This is a genomic window from Nakamurella lactea DSM 19367, assembly GCF_000426645.1.
In the GTDB taxonomy this organism is placed as follows: Bacteria; Actinomycetota; Actinomycetes; order Mycobacteriales; family Nakamurellaceae; genus Nakamurella; species Nakamurella lactea.
Map to the genome: position 1 here is coordinate 11,641 of NZ_AUFT01000005.1, position 16,528 is coordinate 28,168.

Sequence of the window (16,528 nt, forward strand, 5' to 3'; positions counted from 1 at the left end):
GATACGATGAGGTGGTCGAAGGAGGAGCGATGGTCCGCACGCTGGTGGTCTGGTGTCCGGACTGGCCGGCGGTGGCCGCGGCCCAGCAGGCCAGGAAGCCGGCCACCGGGCCGGTCGCGGTGTTCCACGCCAACCGGGTGCAGGCCTGCACCGCTGCCGCCAGGGCCGACGGTATCCGGATCGGCATGCGCCGCCGGGAGGCGCAGTCCCGGTGCCCAGAACTGGTGGTGCTGCCCGTCGATCACGATGCGGCGGGTCGTGCGTTCGAGTCGGTGGCCGCGGCGGTGGAAGCCGTTGCGCCGGGAATCGAGGTGCTCAGGCCCGGCATGATCGCCTGCCCTGCCCGTGGTCCACGACGCTACTTCGGTAGCGAGAATGCTGCCGCCGAAAGGATTGTCGACGCCGTCGAGGCGCTCGACGTTGAGGCCAGGGTCGGCATCGCCGACGTATTGCCGGTGGCCGTACTGGCCGCCCGTCAGCAGCGGATCGTTCCGGTCGGGGACGCGGCCGAGTTCTGCGCCGGGTTGCCGATCGCCGAACTGGCCAGGGACCCGGCGATCTCCCCGCCGGAGCGGGCCGGCCTTGTCGATCTGTTGGTGCGGTTGGGCATCACCACCGTCGGGGCGTTCGCGGCGTTGCCACAGGAGCGGGTGGCCACCAGGTTCGGGCCGGATGCCCTGCTGGCGCACCGGCTGGCCCATGGTCTGGCCGAACGGGGGATCTCCCGGCGCAGCATCCCGCAGGACCGGGTCATCGAGCAGGTCTGCGATCCGCCGCTGGACCGGGTGGACACCGCTGCCTTCCTCGGCCGGGCGCTGGCCGAGAGGTTCCACGCCGGTCTGGCCGACGCCGGCCTGGCCTGTACCCGGCTGGCCATCTCCGCGCGTACCGAGCGCGGTCGGACCCTCCGGCGGGTCTGGCGGTCGGCCAGGCCGCTCACCCCGGCCGCCACCGCCGACCGGTTGCGCTGGCAGCTCGAGGGGTGGCTCACCTCCACTGCCCGGCGTGACACTGCCCGGCAGGATGCGGTCCGGTCCGGCAGCGCGTCCGATCCCACCGAGAGCGCCGGTCCCGGCGCCATCATCGCGTTGCGGCTCGAACCGATCGAGGCCGTGGACGCCGGCCGGGTGCAGTACGGCCTGTGGGGCAGCGACGGCGAGGACGATCACCGCGCCGGCTGGGCGTTCGCCAGGGTGCAGGGCCTGCTGGGGCCGGAATCCGTTCTGACGCCGGTTCTTTCGGGCGGACGTACGCCGGGCGACCGGGTCACCCTGGTCAGCTGGGGTGACGAGCGGGTTCCGGCCAGGGACCCCGCCGCGCCCTGGCCCGGCGCGTTGCCGGCGCCGTCACCCACCAGGCTCGCCGATCCCAGCCGGCCTGGTGGTCAGCAGGCCGGGCGGGAGCGGATCGGTGCGACCCGGCGGGTCGAACTCCTGGACGACGTCGGGCGCCCGGTGTTGCTGACCGGGCGCGGGCTGTTGAGTGCGACCCCGGTTGCCGTCGACGGCCGGCAGATCGCGGGGTGGGCAGGGCCGTGGCTGGTCGACGAGCGGTGGTGGGAACCGAATCAGCCGCCCGCATCACTGGTCGCGGCACCGCCGCAGGTCGCGGCCCGGATGCAGGTGCTCTGCCGCGACGGACCCGTCCTGTTGCTGCGATATCTGACCGCGGCATCGGTGCAGAGTCCGGCACAACCATGGCAGATCGAGGGGGTGTACGACTGATGGGCTGGTCCAACCCCAACGTCCCGTGGTCCGAGCTGGAACGGGCGCTGTCGGGTCGGCCGCCCCCGCCCGGCCGCGGGCCGGGAGCGTTCGTGCCGGCCCCCGAGAACCCGTCAGGAGACCCGTCAACCCTGCCGGAGGATCCGCGCGGTCCGCACCCCGATCTGCTCGGCCCGGTGTCCCGGCACCGCCGGGACCGTCTCCGACCGCCCGTGCCGGCGTCACCGCAGACCAAGGTGGCATCGAAGACCAGGGTGCCGTTCACCGAGCTGCATGCGCATTCGGCGTTCAGCTTCCTGGACGGCGCGTCTAACCCCGAACAACTGGTCGGTGAGGCGGTCCGGCTGGGCCTGGACGGCCTGGCCCTGACCGATCATGACGGCTTCTACGGAGTGGTCAGGTTCGCCGAGGCGGCGGCCGGCACCGGGCTGAAAACCCTGTACGGATCGGAACTCTCGCTCGGCCTGCCGGAGCCGCAGCTCGGCGTTCCGGATCCGGTGGGGGAGCACCTGCTGGTGCTGGCCCGTGGTCAGGAGGGTTATCGGAGGTTGTCCCGGCAGATCAGTCGGGCGCAGCTGAACGGCGGCGAGAAGGGCCGTCCGAGCTATCAGCTGGATGCGCTGGCCAACGCCGCGGACGATCATTGGTTGATCCTCACCGGTTGCCGCAAGGGCAGCGTCCGCCGGGCACTGCAGCGACACGGCCCCGATGGCTCCCACGGTGCCCGGGAAGCCTTGCGGCAGTTGACGGATCGATTCGGGCGGGACAACGTGGTGGTGGAGTTGACCTCGACAACGGCGCCGACCGACGACGAGGACAACGACATGCTGGCCGCGCTGGCCGCCGAGTTGCGCCTCCCGCTGGTGGCCACCACCGGTGCGCATTACGCAACGCCGGACGCGAGCCGGCTCGGCGCCTCGTTGGCCGCGGTCCGGGCCAGGCGGAGCCTGGACGAGGCGGATCCCTACCTGCCGGCCGGTCCCGGCGCACACCTGCGGTCCGGCGCGGAGATGGCCGCGCTGTATGCCCGTCATCCCACCGCGGTGCCGACCGCTGCCGCCATCGGCGAGCAATGCGCCTTCGACCTGACCCTGATCGCGCCCAACCTGCCGCCCTACGACGTACCGCCGGGGGCGGACGAGAACAGCCATCTGCACGAGCTCACCATGGCCGGCGCGGCCCGGCGTTACGGGTCGCGGGCGGACAATCCGGCTGCCTACCGGCAGCTCGACAAGGAGCTGCGGATCATCGCGGAGCTCGAGTTCCCTGGTTACTTCCTGATCGTCAACGACATCGTGAAGTTCTGTCAGGACAACGACATCCTCTGTCAGGGTCGGGGATCGGCGGCCAACTCGGCGGTCTGCTATGCGCTGGGCATCACCGCCGTCGATGCGGTGCGCTACGAGCTGCTCTTCGAACGGTTCCTCGCCCCGGAGCGGGACGGACCGCCGGACATCGACGTCGACATCGAGTCCGACCGCCGGGAGGAGGTGATCCAGTACGTCTACACCAAGTACGGCCGCGACCATGCCGCGCAAGTGGCCAACGTCAACACCTTCCGGCCACGGATGGCGGTGCGGGACATGGCCAAGGCGATGGGGCACTCGCCGGGGCAGCAGGATGCCTACTCCCAGCAGATCGACGGCTGGACTCCACTGATCGCACAGCGGCAAGCAACCGGAGGCGCAGATCGCGGCCGACCGGCCGGCCGCGCCGACTCCACCGGCCGCGCCGACTCAACCGGCAGGGACGGATCCACCGACGATGACGGCCTGCAGATCCCCGCCCCGGTACTGGATCTCGCGCAACAGGTACAGGACTTCCCGCGGCATCTGTCCATCCACTCCGGGGGCATGGTGATCTGCGATCGGCCGGTGGCCGAGGTCTGTCCGGTGGAGTGGGCCAGGATGGCGAACCGATCGGTGCTGCAGTGGGACAAGGACGACTGCGCGGCGATCGGGCTGGTGAAGTTCGACCTGCTGGGCCTTGGCATGCTGTCCGCCCTGCACTACGCCGTCGACCTGATCGCCGACCACGAGAACATCGAGATCGACTTCGCTGCCTTGGATCTCGAGGAGACCGCGGTGTACGAAATGTTGCAGAAGGCCGACTCCGTCGGCGTGTTCCAGGTGGAATCCAGGGCCCAGATGGCCACCCTGCCGCGGCTCAAACCGAGAGAGTTCTACGACCTGGTGGTCGAGGTGGCGCTGATCCGGCCCGGCCCGATCCAGGGCGGTTCGGTGCATCCGTACATCCGGCGTCGCAACAAGCAGGAGAAGGTGACCTTCGATCATCCGATCATGGAGAAGTCGCTGGGTAAGACACTGGGCATCCCGTTGTTCCAGGAGCAGCTGATGCAGCTGGCCATCGACGTGGCCGGCTTCGATGCCGGCGAGGCCGACCAGCTCCGCAGGGCGATGGGTTCGAAACGTTCAGTGGCCAAGATGGAGGAGCTCAGAGCGCGCCTGTACGAAGGGATGTCGCGGCTGCACGGGATCACCGGAGCCGCCGCGGACCGGATCTACGAACGGCTGCTGGCCTTCGCCAATTTCGGTTTCGCCGAGTCGCACGCGCTGAGCTTCGCCGCCCTGGTCTTCTACTCGTCCTGGCTCAAACTGCACCATCCGGCGGCGTTCTGCGCCGCCCTGCTGCGGGCGCAGCCGATGGGGTTCTACTCGCCGCAGTCATTGGTTGCCGACGCCCGCCGACACGGCGTCACCATCCGTCTGCCGGACATCAACCGCTCCAACTACTATGCCGATCTCGAGCCCGCCGATCTCAAGGCCGTCGAGCTCAAGCCCGCCGGCCTCAAGGCCGTCGACCTCGAGCCTGTCACTCCCGGGCGCACCGAGCCGCGACCCGCCGGCCCGGGGGCCGGTGGCCGCCGCGCTCGCCGGTACCGAGGTCGGAACCTGCCCGGCAGCGGGACCCTCGCCGTCCGGCTGGGTCTGGACGAGGTGCGCACCATCGGCACGGAACTGGCCGAGCGGATCGTCGCGGCTCGGCCGGCGGACGGCTACCGCAGTATCGACCAGCTCACCCGGCTGGTCACCCTCACCTCCGCCCAGGCGGAGGCACTGGCCACCGCCGGCGCCCTTGACAGCCTGGGTCGGGCGGCCGACGGCGACCGGCCGACCGACCGTGGGCAGGCCAGAAGGGCCGCGCTGTGGGCATCGGGTGCGGCGGCCGGAGAACGGGCCGGCACCCTGCCGGGGACGGTCGTCGGGCTGACGGCGCCCACCCTGCCCGGGATGAGCGACATCGAGCTGACCCTGGCCGACATCTGGGCCACCGGCATCTCCCCGGACCGCTACCCGACCGAATACTCCAGGGAGCGGCTGGCCGGACTGGGCGTGCGGACAGCGACCGATCTGTTCGGCGTGCAGCACGGCACCAGGGTGCTGGTTGCCGGGATGGTGACCCATCGGCAACGACCGGCGACGGCGTCGGGCGTGGTGTTCATCAACCTCGAGGACGAGACCGGGATGCTCAACATCATCTGCTCCAACGCGCTGTGGCGCCGCTACCGACGGGTGGCAAGGGGAGCGCCCTCATTGCTGATCCGCGGAATGGTGGAACGGGCAGGTGGTGCCATCTCGGTGCTGGCCGATCGGATAGCCGCGGTCGACCTGATCGTCGCGATGCCCTCCAGGGACTTCCGCTGATCACGCGGGTGGACCAACGGAACTGTCGAACCCGATGGAATGGGTCCTGGCCCGATCAGTTCCCGAACCCGCCGAAGATCATCTGCAGCAACCGCCAGAGCGCTGCAGCACCTTGGGCCACGCCCTCCTTGATCTCGTTGGGCCAGATCAGCAGCGCGATCACCGCGGCCAGTGCCGCCGCCGCGCCGATCACGATCCAGATCAGCTGCCGCCGCCGCACCGCTCGCAGGAACGCTGCGGTCTCCGGATCGGCGGGCATCGGGAGCGGCACTTGCGGCTGCGCGGAGGTCATCTGCACCGACGACCAGGCGGCATTCGACACGGCGGCATTCGGCACGGCAGCATTCGACACGGCGCGGGTCGGCGCGGTGACCGGCTGCGTCGGCGGCATCGGTTGCATGACAACACGCTAACCCGCTCTGGAAGGATTGGGGCATGAGTCGAGGAAATCGCTGCTGCCGGACCTTCGTCGTCACCGGTGGGACCGCTCGGTGAGCGATCCACTCCGGCTGGCCACCTGGAACGTCAACTCGATCAGGGCCAGGACCGACCGAGTCATCGAGTTCCTGCGGCGCAGTGATGTCGATGTGCTGGCGATCCAGGAGACCAAGGTCCGCGACGACGGCTTCCCGGTAGCGGCGATCTCGGACCTCGGCTACCAGGTCGCTCACCACGGGCTGAACCAGTGGAACGGGGTCGCCGTCCTGTCCAGGGTCGGACTGGATGACGTCCAGGTCGGTTTCCCCGGCATGCCCGGTTACGGCGAACCTCCCGCAACCGAGGCCCGGGCGCTGTCTGCGGTGTGCGGTGGGGTGCGGGTCTGGAGTGTGTACGTGCCGAACGGCCGGGAGATCGAACATCCGCACTACCAGTACAAGCTCGCCTGGCTGGAGGCGCTGGCCCGCTACGGTACCGAGGCGCTGGCCGCGGATCCGGCCCTGCAGATGGCTTTCTGCGGCGACTACAACATCGCGCCCACCGACGCCGACGTCTGGTCGGTCGACTATTACCTGGACAAGACCCACACGACCCCGCCGGAACGCGCGGCGTTCCAGGCGGTGGTCGACGCCGGTTATGCCGATGTGGTGCGGCCGTACACCTCCGAGCCCAGGACGTTCACCTACTGGGACTACCAACAGCTGCGGTTCCCGAAGAACCGCGGAATGCGGATCGACTTCGTGCTCGCGTCGGCGGCGTTGGCGGCGCGGGTCACCAGCGCCAGGATCGACCGGGAGGAACGCAAGGGCAAGGGCGCCTCCGATCATGCGCCGGTCATCGTGGAATTCGGTGGTTGAGAAGTGAAGATCCTGCTGCTGCAGCATTCTGCCGAGGACGGGCCGCAGCGGCTCGGCCAGTGGCTCACCGAGGCCGGTGCCACGCTGGACGTGCGGCGACTGTACGACGGCGACGAGATCCCCTCCGACACCAGCGGTTTCGACGCGCTGGTCTGCCTGGGCGGGGCGATGTCCGCCTGGGACGACGAGACCGTCGATTGGTTGCCGGCGACCAAGGCGTTGCTGGCGACAGCGGTCACCGACAAGACGCCGACCCTGGCCATCTGCCTGGGCGCGCAACTGCTCACCCTGGCCACCGGGGGCATGGTGGAACCGGGCAACCGCGGCCCCGAGTACGGCGCCTATCTCACCGCGAAACGTGATGCCGCGGAGCGGGATCCGTTGTTCGGCTGGCTCCCGATGACCCCTGATGTGATGCAGAGCCATGCCGATGTGATCACCGAGCTACCGCCGGATGCGGTGCTGCTGTTCGCCGGCACCGGGTACGAGAACCAGGCGTTCAGGGTCGGCGAAGCGGCGTGGGGCATCCAGTTCCACATCGAGGCCGACGCCGAGACCCTGCGATTGTGGGCGGCCGGCAAGGGATCTGCCGCCCGCCTCGGTCCCGCGCTCGATGAGGCGGCGGCGAACATGGCGGAGGTCTGGCGCGAGTTCGCACATCGCTTCGTCACCTTACGACCGCGGCTGCCGCTGATCGGATCCTGATGAGTCGACCGGCACCGCGAGCGGCAGTGCGCTACGGGCTGCCGGACACCGACCGGACCCAGGCCGATCTGGCGCTGGCCGGGCTGGCCACCCCGGACGGGCTGGTCGCTCCGGGAGCAGAACCGGTGCTGGGCGCGATTTCCCGGGCCGGTCGTCCGCGACTCGCCGTAGCGACCCTGGCCCGGCTGTTGACGGCGGCCGGACCGGACGCGCCGGCCATCACGGCCGCGTTGCGGGACGAGCGGGGCCTGCGGGCGCGACTGATCGCGATCCTCGGTGGTTCGAGCGCACTCGGCGATCACCTGGTCGCGCACCCGGACGCCTGGCCGACGCTGCGGGTCGAGCCGCTGCAGGTGGCGCTGGTCGACCCGACCGGCACCGTGCGGTCGATGGCGGCCGCGGTAGGGCTGACGCCGGAGGCCGCCCGATGTACCGGCACCGACGGCGCCCGGGCTCCGATCCACGGCCCAGAGGCGATCCCGCCGTTGCGACGGGCCTATCGGGACCGACTGCTGCTGATCGCGGCGCACGACCTGGCGCCGGCGGTCGATGCGACGCTGGAAGTTGTGCCGCTGCCGTCGGTCTGTCGAGCCCTGACCGACCTGGCCGACGCCACTCTGCAGACCGCGCTCGCGGTCGCGGCCGCCGAACTCCCGCCATCGGCGGCTCCGTGCCGGCTGTCGGTGGTGGCGCTGGGCAAAGCCGGTGCCAGAGAGCTGAATTACCTGTCCGACGTCGACGTGCTGTTCGTGGCCGACCATCCGGTGCTCGACCTCCCGGCGGTCGGTGATCAGGCGAACGATCCGCCGGAGTCGGCGATGCTGGCCACCGCCAGTCAGCTGGCTTCGTCGATGATGCGGATCTGCGGCTCGGTGGCCTGGGAGGTCGACGCCAATCTGCGACCGGAGGGTGCGGCCGGCGCCCTTGTCCGGACCCCGGCGAGCCATCGGGCGTACTACAGCCGGTGGGCCGAGACCTGGGAGTTCCAGGCCATGCTGAAGGCCAGACCGGCAGCCGGCGACCCGGAGGCTGGCCGGGAATTCCTGGAGATCGCCAGGGCCGGGGTCTGGTCGGCGGCCGGCCGCGATTCCTTTGTCGAGGACGTCCAGGCGATGCGCCGCCGGGTGGAGGCGAACATTCCCGATGCGCAACGCGACCGGGAACTCAAACTCGGGCCCGGCGGGCTGCGGGACGTCGAATTCGCCGTGCAGCTGCTGCAACTGGTTCACGGCCGGACCGACGTGTCGCTGCGGGTCACCGGCACCCTGATGGCCCTGCGGCGGCTGATCCAGGGTGGCTACGTCGGCCGGTCCGACGGCGCCGAGATGGCTGGTGCTTACACGTTTCTGCGTCGGGCCGAACATCGGCTGCAGCTGCAGCGGCTGCGCCGCACCCATCTGTTGCCGGACTCCGAGGTCGACCTGGAATGGCTGGCCAGGGCAGACGGGTATACGGCGTCCGGGTCGGAGTCGGCGGCGCAGGTGTTCGCCGCCGAGCGGGTCCGGCATGCGGCGACGGTGCGCCGGCTGCACGAGAAGCTCTTCTACCGGCCGCTGTTGAACGCGGTCGCTGCGGTCGGCGACGACCTGCGGCTGTCCACCGAGGCGGCCGGCGAACGGCTTGCCGCGCTGGGCTTCTCGCCGGATTCTGCGCTGCGCCACCTGACCGCGCTGACCTCCGGCGTCAGCCGGCGGGCGGCGATCCAGCGCACGCTGCTGCCGGTGCTGCTGGATTCCTTCGCCGAATGTCCCGACCCGGATGGTGGATTGTTGGCCTACCGCAGGGTGTCCGAGGCGCTGGCCGACACACCCTGGTTCCTGCGCCTGCTCCGCGACGAGGGCACCGTCGCGATTCGACTGGCCGAGCTGCTCGGCGTCTCGAAACTGGTGGCCGAGCTGTTGTTGAGGGCACCGGAGGTGCTCCGGTTGATCGACGACGACGCGGCCCTGGTGGCGGTGAAGCCGGACACCGTCGCCGCCGCCTTGGTGGCCAGGAGTCGCCGGGCGGTCGCCGCTCAGGACGCCGCAGATTCCGCACGCTCGTCGCGGCGGCACGAGATGCTCCGTCTCGCCTGCGGCGATCTGCTCGGTCTGCTCGACCTGCCACAGGTGATGATCGGGCTGACGAAGGTCGCCGAGGCGACCCTGCAGGCGGCGTTCGAGGGTGCCCGGCGTCAGGTGGAGGCGGACCGCGGCCCCATCCAGGGCCGGCTGGCGGTGATCGGGATGGGCCGGCTCGGCGGCGGCGAGCTCGGATACGGCTCGGATGCCGACGTGATCTACGTCGCCGAACCCGACGAGGGCGCCGATGTCGACCAGGTTCTCGCGGCCTGTACCACCGTCACCGAGTTGATCGGTCGGAATCTGGGCCGGTCCAGCCCGGATCCGGCGCTGGCGTTGGACACCGCGCTGCGTCCGGAGGGACGCAACGGTCAGCTGGTCCGCACACTGGACTCCTACCGCAGCTACTGGCGCAAGTTCGCCGCGCCGTGGGAACGCCAGGCAATGCTGCGCGCGCGGCCGGTGGCCGGCGACGACGAACTGGGTGCGGAATTCGTCGCCGCTGCCGACGAATTCCGCTATCCCGCTGATGGGCTCGACCACCACGACGTCATCGAGATCCGCCGGATCAAGGCCAGGGTGGACACCGAGCGGTTGCCAAGGGGCGCCGATCCCACGACCCATGTCAAGCTGGGCCGCGGCGGGCTCTCCGACGTGGAGTGGACGGTGCAACTGCTCCAGCTGCAGCACGGCGGCCGGGTCGAGGGGCTTCGGACGACCGCGACCCTGCCGGCGCTCGATGCTGCGTTGGACGCCGGCCTGATCAGCAGGGAGCAGGCCAGGCGGCTCGGTGCCGCCTGGACGTTGGCGGCCAGGGTGCGCAACGCGTTGATGCTGGTGCTGGGCAAACCGGAGGATCAGATCCCGCGGCAGGGACATGCCCTGGAGGCGACCGCTGAGGCGCTCGGCTATCCCCGCGGCAGTGACCCGGGTGAGTTCGTCGACGACTACCGCCGGACCGCCCGCCGGGCCCGTCGAGCGGTCGACCAGCTGTTCGACCGCGATCCGGGATGACGGCCGTCGGCTGAACGTCGTCAGGCTGATGTGCCTTGGATGGCGATCCGTTTGGGATGATGGCCCGGTGCCTAACTGGATCTGGATCCTCATTGTCGTAGTTGTCGTTGTCGCCGCGTTGTTCGTGGTCGGCCTGATGCGGGCGAACCGCCGTCGGATCTCGCTGCGGGACACAGCGCCGACCAAGCCTGCGGCCGTTGACGCCGGCAAGCCTCCCGCGAAGGGCGGCTACAAGGCCGGCGGATCGATCTCGTTCTCCAGTGGATCCGGGACAGCCGTGCAGGACCGGCCGCCGGCGCCGGCCCCCGAACCCTCACCAGAACCCGAACGCACCGAACCTTCACCTCAGGCAGAACCGTCGCCCGGAGCCGAATCGTCAGCTGCGGTCGAGCCTGCCGTCGAACCAGCCGCTGAGTCGCGGCCCGCGGAGGACGCAGTTCCGGGCGCGCAATCCGGGTCGGTAGCGCAAGCGACGCCGGTCGAAGACGCGGCAGCGGTGCCGACCGAGGAGGCCCTCCCTGCGGTGACCGGCCCGGCGGTCGAAACGACCCCGGCCCCTACCACTGCGGCACCCAGCACTGCGGAATCCAGCCCTGCGGAATCCACCACTGCGGAATCCACCACTGCGGAATCCAGCACTGCGGAATCCAGCACTGCGGAATCCAGCACTGCGGAATCCAGCACTCCGGAATCCACCACTGCGGCCCCCGCCACCGTGCAAGCCACCGGCGTGGAGCCATCGCCGGATACCGAGATCGCCCCGACCGACGGCCGGCTCAACCGCCTGCGCGGCCGGCTCTCCCGCTCACAGAACGCCTTCGGCCGCTCCATGCTCGGCCTGCTCGGGGCCGGCACGATGGACGAGGACTCCTGGACGGATGTCGAGGACACCCTGTTGCTGGCCGATCTCGGCGCGCAGGCGTCAGCCGAGATCGCCGAGAAGCTGCGGGCCGAAGTGGCGGCCAACGGCATCGGCAGCAGCGCCGAGGCCAGGGCGCTGCTCCGTCGGGTCCTGGTGGAGGCCGTCGACCCGAGCATGGAACGCAGCGTCCGGGCACTGCCGCACGACGGCCGGCCGTCGGTGTCGCTGGTGGTCGGCGTCAACGGAACGGGAAAGACCACCACCACCGGCAAACTGGCCAGGGTGCTGGTGGCCGACGGTCACAAGGTGGTGCTCGGGGCCGCCGACACCTTCCGGGCGGCTGCAGCGGACCAGCTGGCTACCTGGGCGGAACGTGCCGGCGCCACCGTGGTGCGCGCCGATGCCGGCGCCGACCCGGCCTCCGTCGCCTTCGATGCGGTGAAGACCGGGATCGCGACCGGCGCCGATGCGGTGTTGATCGACACCGCGGGGCGCCTGCACACCAAGGCCGGCCTGATGGACGAACTGGGAAAGGTCAAGCGGGTCGTCGAAAAACAGGCCGAGGTGGACGAGGTGCTGCTGGTGCTGGACGCCACCACCGGACAGAACGGGTTGGTCCAGGCCAGGGTGTTCGCCGAGGTCGTCAACATCACCGGCATCGTGCTGACCAAACTGGACGGGACCGCCAAGGGCGGGATCGTGGTGGCCGTGCAACGGGCCCTCGGGGTGCCGGTCAAGTTGGTCGGGCTCGGCGAGGGACCGGACGATCTGGCCCCGTTCGAAGCCGGCGCCTTCGTGGACGCCCTGCTCGGCGACTGACCCGCGCGAGCTGCCGGCCAAGGGTCGCCGGCAACGAGATGGCAACTTAGCGGTCCACCGGTTCACACCCGGGAAACATTCGGGAACGGTCGGGGCAACACAACTGCGGGACAGTCTGCGAGTCCGAGGGAATTCCCCTCACCGGCCGTCTCGGAGGCTTGTATGGTCCCCACGCTCGATACCGGAAACAACGCCTGGCTGCTCGCATCCGCGGCCTTGGTGTTGCTAATGACGCCAGGAGTGGCGTTCTTCTACGGCGGCATGGTCCGTCGCAAATCTGTGCTCAACATGATGATGATGTCGTTCTCGGCGATGGGCGTCGTCGGCATCGTCTACGTGTTGTGGGGGTACTCGATGTCGTTCTCGCCGAACGTGGCCGGCGGCCTGTTCGGCGACCCGGCAACGGCTTTCGGCATGAAAGGGCTGTTCCCGGAGGGAGTCAACGCCGACGGCATCGAGACCGTCGCCAATTCCGTGCTGAGCGGCAGCGGCGTCAGCTCGATGGCGTTCGTCGCCTTCCAGCTGACCTTCGCGATCATCACCGTGGCGCTGATCTCCGGGTCGGTCGCGGACCGGATGAAGTTCTCCACCTGGCTGGTCTTCTCCGGCGTCTGGGTCACCCTCGTGTACTTCCCGATGGCCCATATGGTCTGGGGCGGCGGATTGCTCTCCGGCTGGGAGAACGGTATTGCGGCAAAGCTTTTCGGCACCACAGACGGCGTAGCGAGCGTGGCGCCGATCGACTTCGCCGGTGGCACCGTCGTGCACATCAATGCCGGCGTCGCCGGCCTGATGCTGGCTCTGCTGTTGGGCAAGCGCCGCGGCTTCGGCAAGGAGCCGATGCGCCCGCACAACGTGCCGTACACCATGCTCGGCGCCGCGCTGCTGTGGTTCGGTTGGTTCGGCTTCAATGCCGGTTCCGCCGGCGCAGCCAATGGCCTGGCGGGTCTGGCCTGGCTGAACACCTCCACCGCCACCTCGGCGGCGATGCTCGGTTGGTTGGCGGTCGAGATGATCAGGGACAAGCACGCCACGGGTGTCGGGGCAGCCTCGGGTGTGGTGGCCGGCCTGGTTGCCATCACCCCGGCGGCCGGCGCACTGAGCCCGGTCGGCGCGATCGCACTTGGTCTGGTTGCCGGGGTGATCTGTGCTCTGGCAGTGGGTCTGAAGTACCGCCTGGGCTACGACGATTCGCTCGACGTGGTCGGCGTGCACCTGGTCGGGGGCATTATCGGCACCGTCGGCATCGGCTTCCTCGGAACCGACACCGGCCTGTTCTACGGCGGCGGCGGCAAGCAGTTGGTGGTGCAGATCGTGATAGCGGCCTGCGCGATCGTCTTCTCCGCGGTGCTCACCACCGTCATCGGCCTTGCCCTGAAGTACACGATGGGTCTACGGGCCGACGAAGAGAACGAAGCTGACGGGCTCGACATCACCGTCCACGGTGAGAGTGCCTACGACACCGAAGGTTCGGTGGGGTCCGGCGGGTCCGGTGGCACGCTGGCCGGCCGGCCGAAGCCCACGTCGTCGTCCGCCCGGGACGGGGAAGAGTCGAGCAAGGAAGAGGTCAACGCATGAGTGAGCTTGCGAACGGATCGTCGGCACGGAACGCGGGCACGCCACGAGTAACGGGCGGGGTGACGGCATGAAGCTCGTCACCGCAGTGATCAAGCCGTTCAAACTGGACGAGGTACGGGCCGCGCTGCTGGCATTCGGGGTGAACGGGATGACGGTCTCCGAGTCGTCCGGCTACGGCCGGCAGCGCGGGCACACCGAGGTCTACCGGGGCGCCGAATACACCGTCGAACTACTGCCGAAGGTGCGGCTGGAGATCCTGGTCGAGGACGACGACGCCGACGACGTGACCGACGTGATCGTCCGGGCGGCGCGTACCGGGAAGATCGGTGACGGCAAGGTGTGGACCACCGAGGTCGGCTCCGTCGTCCGGGTCCGCACCGGTGAAGTCGGACCCGACGCGCTCTGATCCGACAGCTCGAAGGGAATCCTGCTCGTGCCAACCCCTATCGGCGATTCCTACACCGATCTGCGGGCGGCATTGTTGGCCCGGACTCCGATGTCCGGTCCGGCCCGCAGTCGGGCACTGAGCAGACTCACCGACGGCTGGCTGGCCGAACTGGCGGTCGACTCCGGGGTGACGGTCGGCGGTGTCGAACTGGTGGCGGTCGGTGGCTACGGTCGCGCCGAGCTGTCGCCGTACTCCGATCTCGACCTGGTGCTGCTGCACTCGTCCGAGACGCCCGACGACTACGCAGCAATGATCGCCGAGCGGCTCTGGTATCCGATCTGGGACTCGTCCGTCCGTCTTGACCACGCGATGCGCTCGGTCGGTGGTGCGCGGCAGGTTGCCCGGGTCGACCTGGCAGACCTGTTGGGAGTACTGGACATCCGGCACATCGCCGGCGACCCGGAGCTCGCCGTCACGCTGCGCAGGCGGGTACTGGGGGACTGGCGGGCGGATGCCGACCGGCGGCTCCCCGAACTGCTCGAGATGTGCCGGCGTCGGTGGGAGCGCAGTGGCGACCTGGCCTTCGCCACCACCGGTGACCTGAAGAATTCCCGTGGCGGCCTGCGCGACATGGTGGTGATGCGGGCGGTGGCGGCGTCATGGGTGGCCGACTGTCCGCACCAGGGGCTGGAGGAAGCCAGGTTCGACCTGCTGGCGGTGCGGGACGCCATGCACACCGTGACGGGGCGGGCAACCGACCGGCTGCAGCTGCAGGACCAGGACGCAGTTGCCGCCAGGCTGGGCCTGGCAGACCGAGACGACTTGTTGCGCATGGTTTCCGCCATCGGCCGCCGGGTCGGGCATGCGGTCGACCTGACCTGGCACCGGGTCAAGCGGGCACTGGACGGTCGTGCGGTCGGGGCCGCCCCGGTGGGTCGCGCCGATCGGCACCCGCTGGCGCACGATGTGGTCGAGCAGGACGGCGAGGCCACCCTGGCCAAGTCTGCCGACCCGGCCGGCGACCCTGCTCTCCCGCTGCGGGTGGCCGCGGCAGCAGCCCAGGCCGGGATCCCGATCGGGCCGGCGACCTTGGCCCGGTTGGCGCGGCTCTGTCCGCCGCTGCCCGAGCGGTGGCCGGCGACCGCCGGTGCGGAGTTCCTGCGGCTGCTCGGCGCCGGCGGACCGTTGGTCGGCGTCTGGGAGTCGATGGATCAGGTCGGCCTGATCAGTTCGTTGCTGCCCGGATGGGAGCGGCTGCGGTCGATGCCGCAGCGGGATCCGGTCCACGCCTACACCGTCGACCGGCACCTGGTGCAGACCGTGGTGGAGGCGGCCGCGCTGGTCCGACGGGTGGTCAGACCCGACCTGTTGCTGATCGCTGCGCTGCTGCACGACATCGGCAAGGGCACCGGGCGGGATCATTCGGTGGCCGGCGCCGAACTGGCCGGTCCGCTCTGTCGGCGGTTCGGGCTGGCCGAGCCGGACATCGAGGTGGTCGTGACCCTCGTCCGGCACCACCTGCTGCTGGCCGAGACCGCGACCCGACGTGACCCGGACGATCCGGCAACGGTGGCGCTGATCGCCGAGGCGGTCGGGACGGTGGGAGTGCTGGACCTGCTGCAGGCTCTCACCGAGGCTGACGCGTTGGCGGCCGGGCCGGCCGCCTGGACGAGTTGGAAGGCCCAGCAGGTGGCGACACTGGCGGCCCGGACCCGGGCGGCGCTCGGCGGCTGGCGGTCGGCGGAACCGGAACCGCAGCTCGACCCGGAACCGCAGCCCGACCCGGAGCTCGGGCCGGAGCTGCGGGCGGCCGGCACCGAGCTCACGGTGCAGGTACATCCGGCGGCCGATGGACTGACCGTGGTGGTCGAGGCACCCGACCGGGTCGGACTGCTGGCCGACATCGCCGGGGCCCTGACCGCCCAGCGGCTGAGCATCCGGTCGGCGACGGTCCGGACGGACCGCGGCAGGGCGGTGCAGACCTGGCAGGCCGAGCCGGAATTCGGCGACCCGCCCGAGCCGTCGACCGTCCGGGCGCTGCTGGTGGCCGCGCTGGCCGAGCCCGGCAACCCCGGGCCGGTGCGACGGCGATCGGCAGCGCAGCGGCCGGCCAGGAAAGACTTCGCTGCCCCTGAGGTGCTCGTCATCGACGGTGCATCCGAGATGGCCACCGTGGTCGAGATCCGCGCGCACGACGCGGCCGGCCTACTGCACACCGCCGCCCGGGCGGTGGCGGCGACCGGCGCGACCGTCGTCACCGCGCTGGTGCACACCTGGGGCGCCGAGGCCGTCGACGTGCTGTACCTGCGTGGGGCCAACGGCAGGCCGTTGCCCTCGCAGGCGGCCGAGCGGCTGGCGACGCTGCTGCGGGCTGCGCTCGCTGCGGACGGGTCCGCGGCCGGTCCGGGATAGCCTGTC

Annotated in this window: 10 protein-coding genes; 9 read left to right on the forward strand and 1 reads right to left on the reverse strand. The window is 70.2% G+C overall.

Features of this window, described 5'->3' with window-relative positions:
• The first annotated feature begins 29 nt into the window (after nt 1-29).
• Nucleotides 30-1,724: a DNA polymerase Y family protein gene (locus tag K340_RS0103420; RefSeq protein WP_029135671.1), complete on the forward strand. Its 1,695-nt coding sequence runs from the start codon at nt 30-32 to the stop codon at nt 1,722-1,724.
• Nucleotides 1,724-5,389, forward strand: a complete 3,666-nt coding sequence (locus tag K340_RS0103425; protein WP_029135672.1) for an error-prone DNA polymerase — start codon at nt 1,724-1,726, stop codon at nt 5,387-5,389. The genes K340_RS0103420 and K340_RS0103425 overlap by 1 nt, the downstream gene beginning before the upstream one ends.
• Nucleotides 5,390-5,444: 55 nt before the next feature.
• On the opposite strand, the gene K340_RS0103430 is transcribed toward K340_RS0103425, so the two are convergent.
• On the reverse strand, nt 5,445-5,789 hold the full coding sequence (locus tag K340_RS0103430; protein WP_029135673.1) for a hypothetical protein: 345 nt from the start codon (nt 5,787-5,789) through the stop codon (nt 5,445-5,447).
• Nucleotides 5,790-5,880: 91 nt separating this feature from the next.
• Here K340_RS0103430 and K340_RS0103435 point away from each other — a divergent pair, with 91 nt between their 5' ends.
• The 7 genes from K340_RS0103435 (at nt 5,881) to K340_RS27220 (ending at nt 16,522) form a co-directional block, all read left to right on the forward strand.
• Entirely contained in the window at nt 5,881-6,684 is an 804-nt protein-coding gene (locus tag K340_RS0103435) for an exodeoxyribonuclease III (protein ID WP_029135674.1), read from the forward strand.
• A gap of 3 nt (nt 6,685-6,687) precedes the next feature.
• Nucleotides 6,688-7,389 carry a type 1 glutamine amidotransferase gene (locus K340_RS0103440; RefSeq protein ID WP_037362622.1) on the forward strand — a complete coding sequence of 234 codons (702 nt, stop codon included), beginning with the start codon at nt 6,688-6,690 and terminating at the stop codon, nt 7,387-7,389.
• Entirely contained in the window at nt 7,389-10,463 is a 3,075-nt protein-coding gene (locus K340_RS0103445) for a bifunctional [glutamine synthetase] adenylyltransferase/[glutamine synthetase]-adenylyl-L-tyrosine phosphorylase (RefSeq protein ID WP_029135676.1), read from the forward strand. The genes K340_RS0103440 and K340_RS0103445 overlap by 1 nt, the downstream gene beginning before the upstream one ends.
• A gap of 28 nt (nt 10,464-10,491) precedes the next feature.
• Nucleotides 10,492-12,144 (forward strand): signal recognition particle-docking protein FtsY, encoded by a 1,653-nt coding sequence (ftsY, locus tag K340_RS36845; RefSeq protein WP_051265160.1) that lies wholly within the window; start codon nt 10,492-10,494, stop codon nt 12,142-12,144.
• A gap of 162 nt (nt 12,145-12,306) precedes the next feature.
• Nucleotides 12,307-13,722, forward strand: a complete 1,416-nt coding sequence (locus K340_RS27215) for an ammonium transporter (protein ID WP_084614004.1) — start codon at nt 12,307-12,309, stop codon at nt 13,720-13,722.
• 67 nt (nt 13,723-13,789) lie between these two features.
• Nucleotides 13,790-14,128, forward strand: a complete 339-nt coding sequence (locus tag K340_RS0103460) for a P-II family nitrogen regulator (RefSeq protein ID WP_029135678.1) — start codon at nt 13,790-13,792, stop codon at nt 14,126-14,128.
• A 27-nt stretch (nt 14,129-14,155) separates the two neighbouring features.
• Nucleotides 14,156-16,522, forward strand: a complete 2,367-nt coding sequence (locus K340_RS27220) for a [protein-PII] uridylyltransferase (protein WP_211229253.1) — start codon at nt 14,156-14,158, stop codon at nt 16,520-16,522.
• Nucleotides 16,523-16,528: the final 6 nt, after the last annotated feature.

Bases quoted from the DNA above. Each gene is read 5' to 3' on its own strand.
- K340_RS0103460 (WP_029135678.1), top strand. From the start codon at position 13,790: ATGAAGCTCGTCACCGCAGTGATCAAGCCGTTCAAACTGGACGAGGTA.
- K340_RS0103420 (WP_029135671.1), top strand. From the start codon at position 30: ATGGTCCGCACGCTGGTGGTCTGGTGTCCGGACTGGCCGGCGGTGGCC.
- K340_RS0103430 (WP_029135673.1), bottom strand. From the start codon at position 5,789: ATGCAACCGATGCCGCCGACGCAGCCGGTCACCGCGCCGACCCGCGCC.
- K340_RS27215 (WP_084614004.1), top strand. From the start codon at position 12,307: ATGGTCCCCACGCTCGATACCGGAAACAACGCCTGGCTGCTCGCATCC.
- ftsY (WP_051265160.1), top strand. From the start codon at position 10,492: ATGTGCCTTGGATGGCGATCCGTTTGGGATGATGGCCCGGTGCCTAAC.
- K340_RS0103445 (WP_029135676.1), top strand. From the start codon at position 7,389: ATGAGTCGACCGGCACCGCGAGCGGCAGTGCGCTACGGGCTGCCGGAC.
- K340_RS0103425 (WP_029135672.1), top strand. From the start codon at position 1,724: ATGGGCTGGTCCAACCCCAACGTCCCGTGGTCCGAGCTGGAACGGGCG.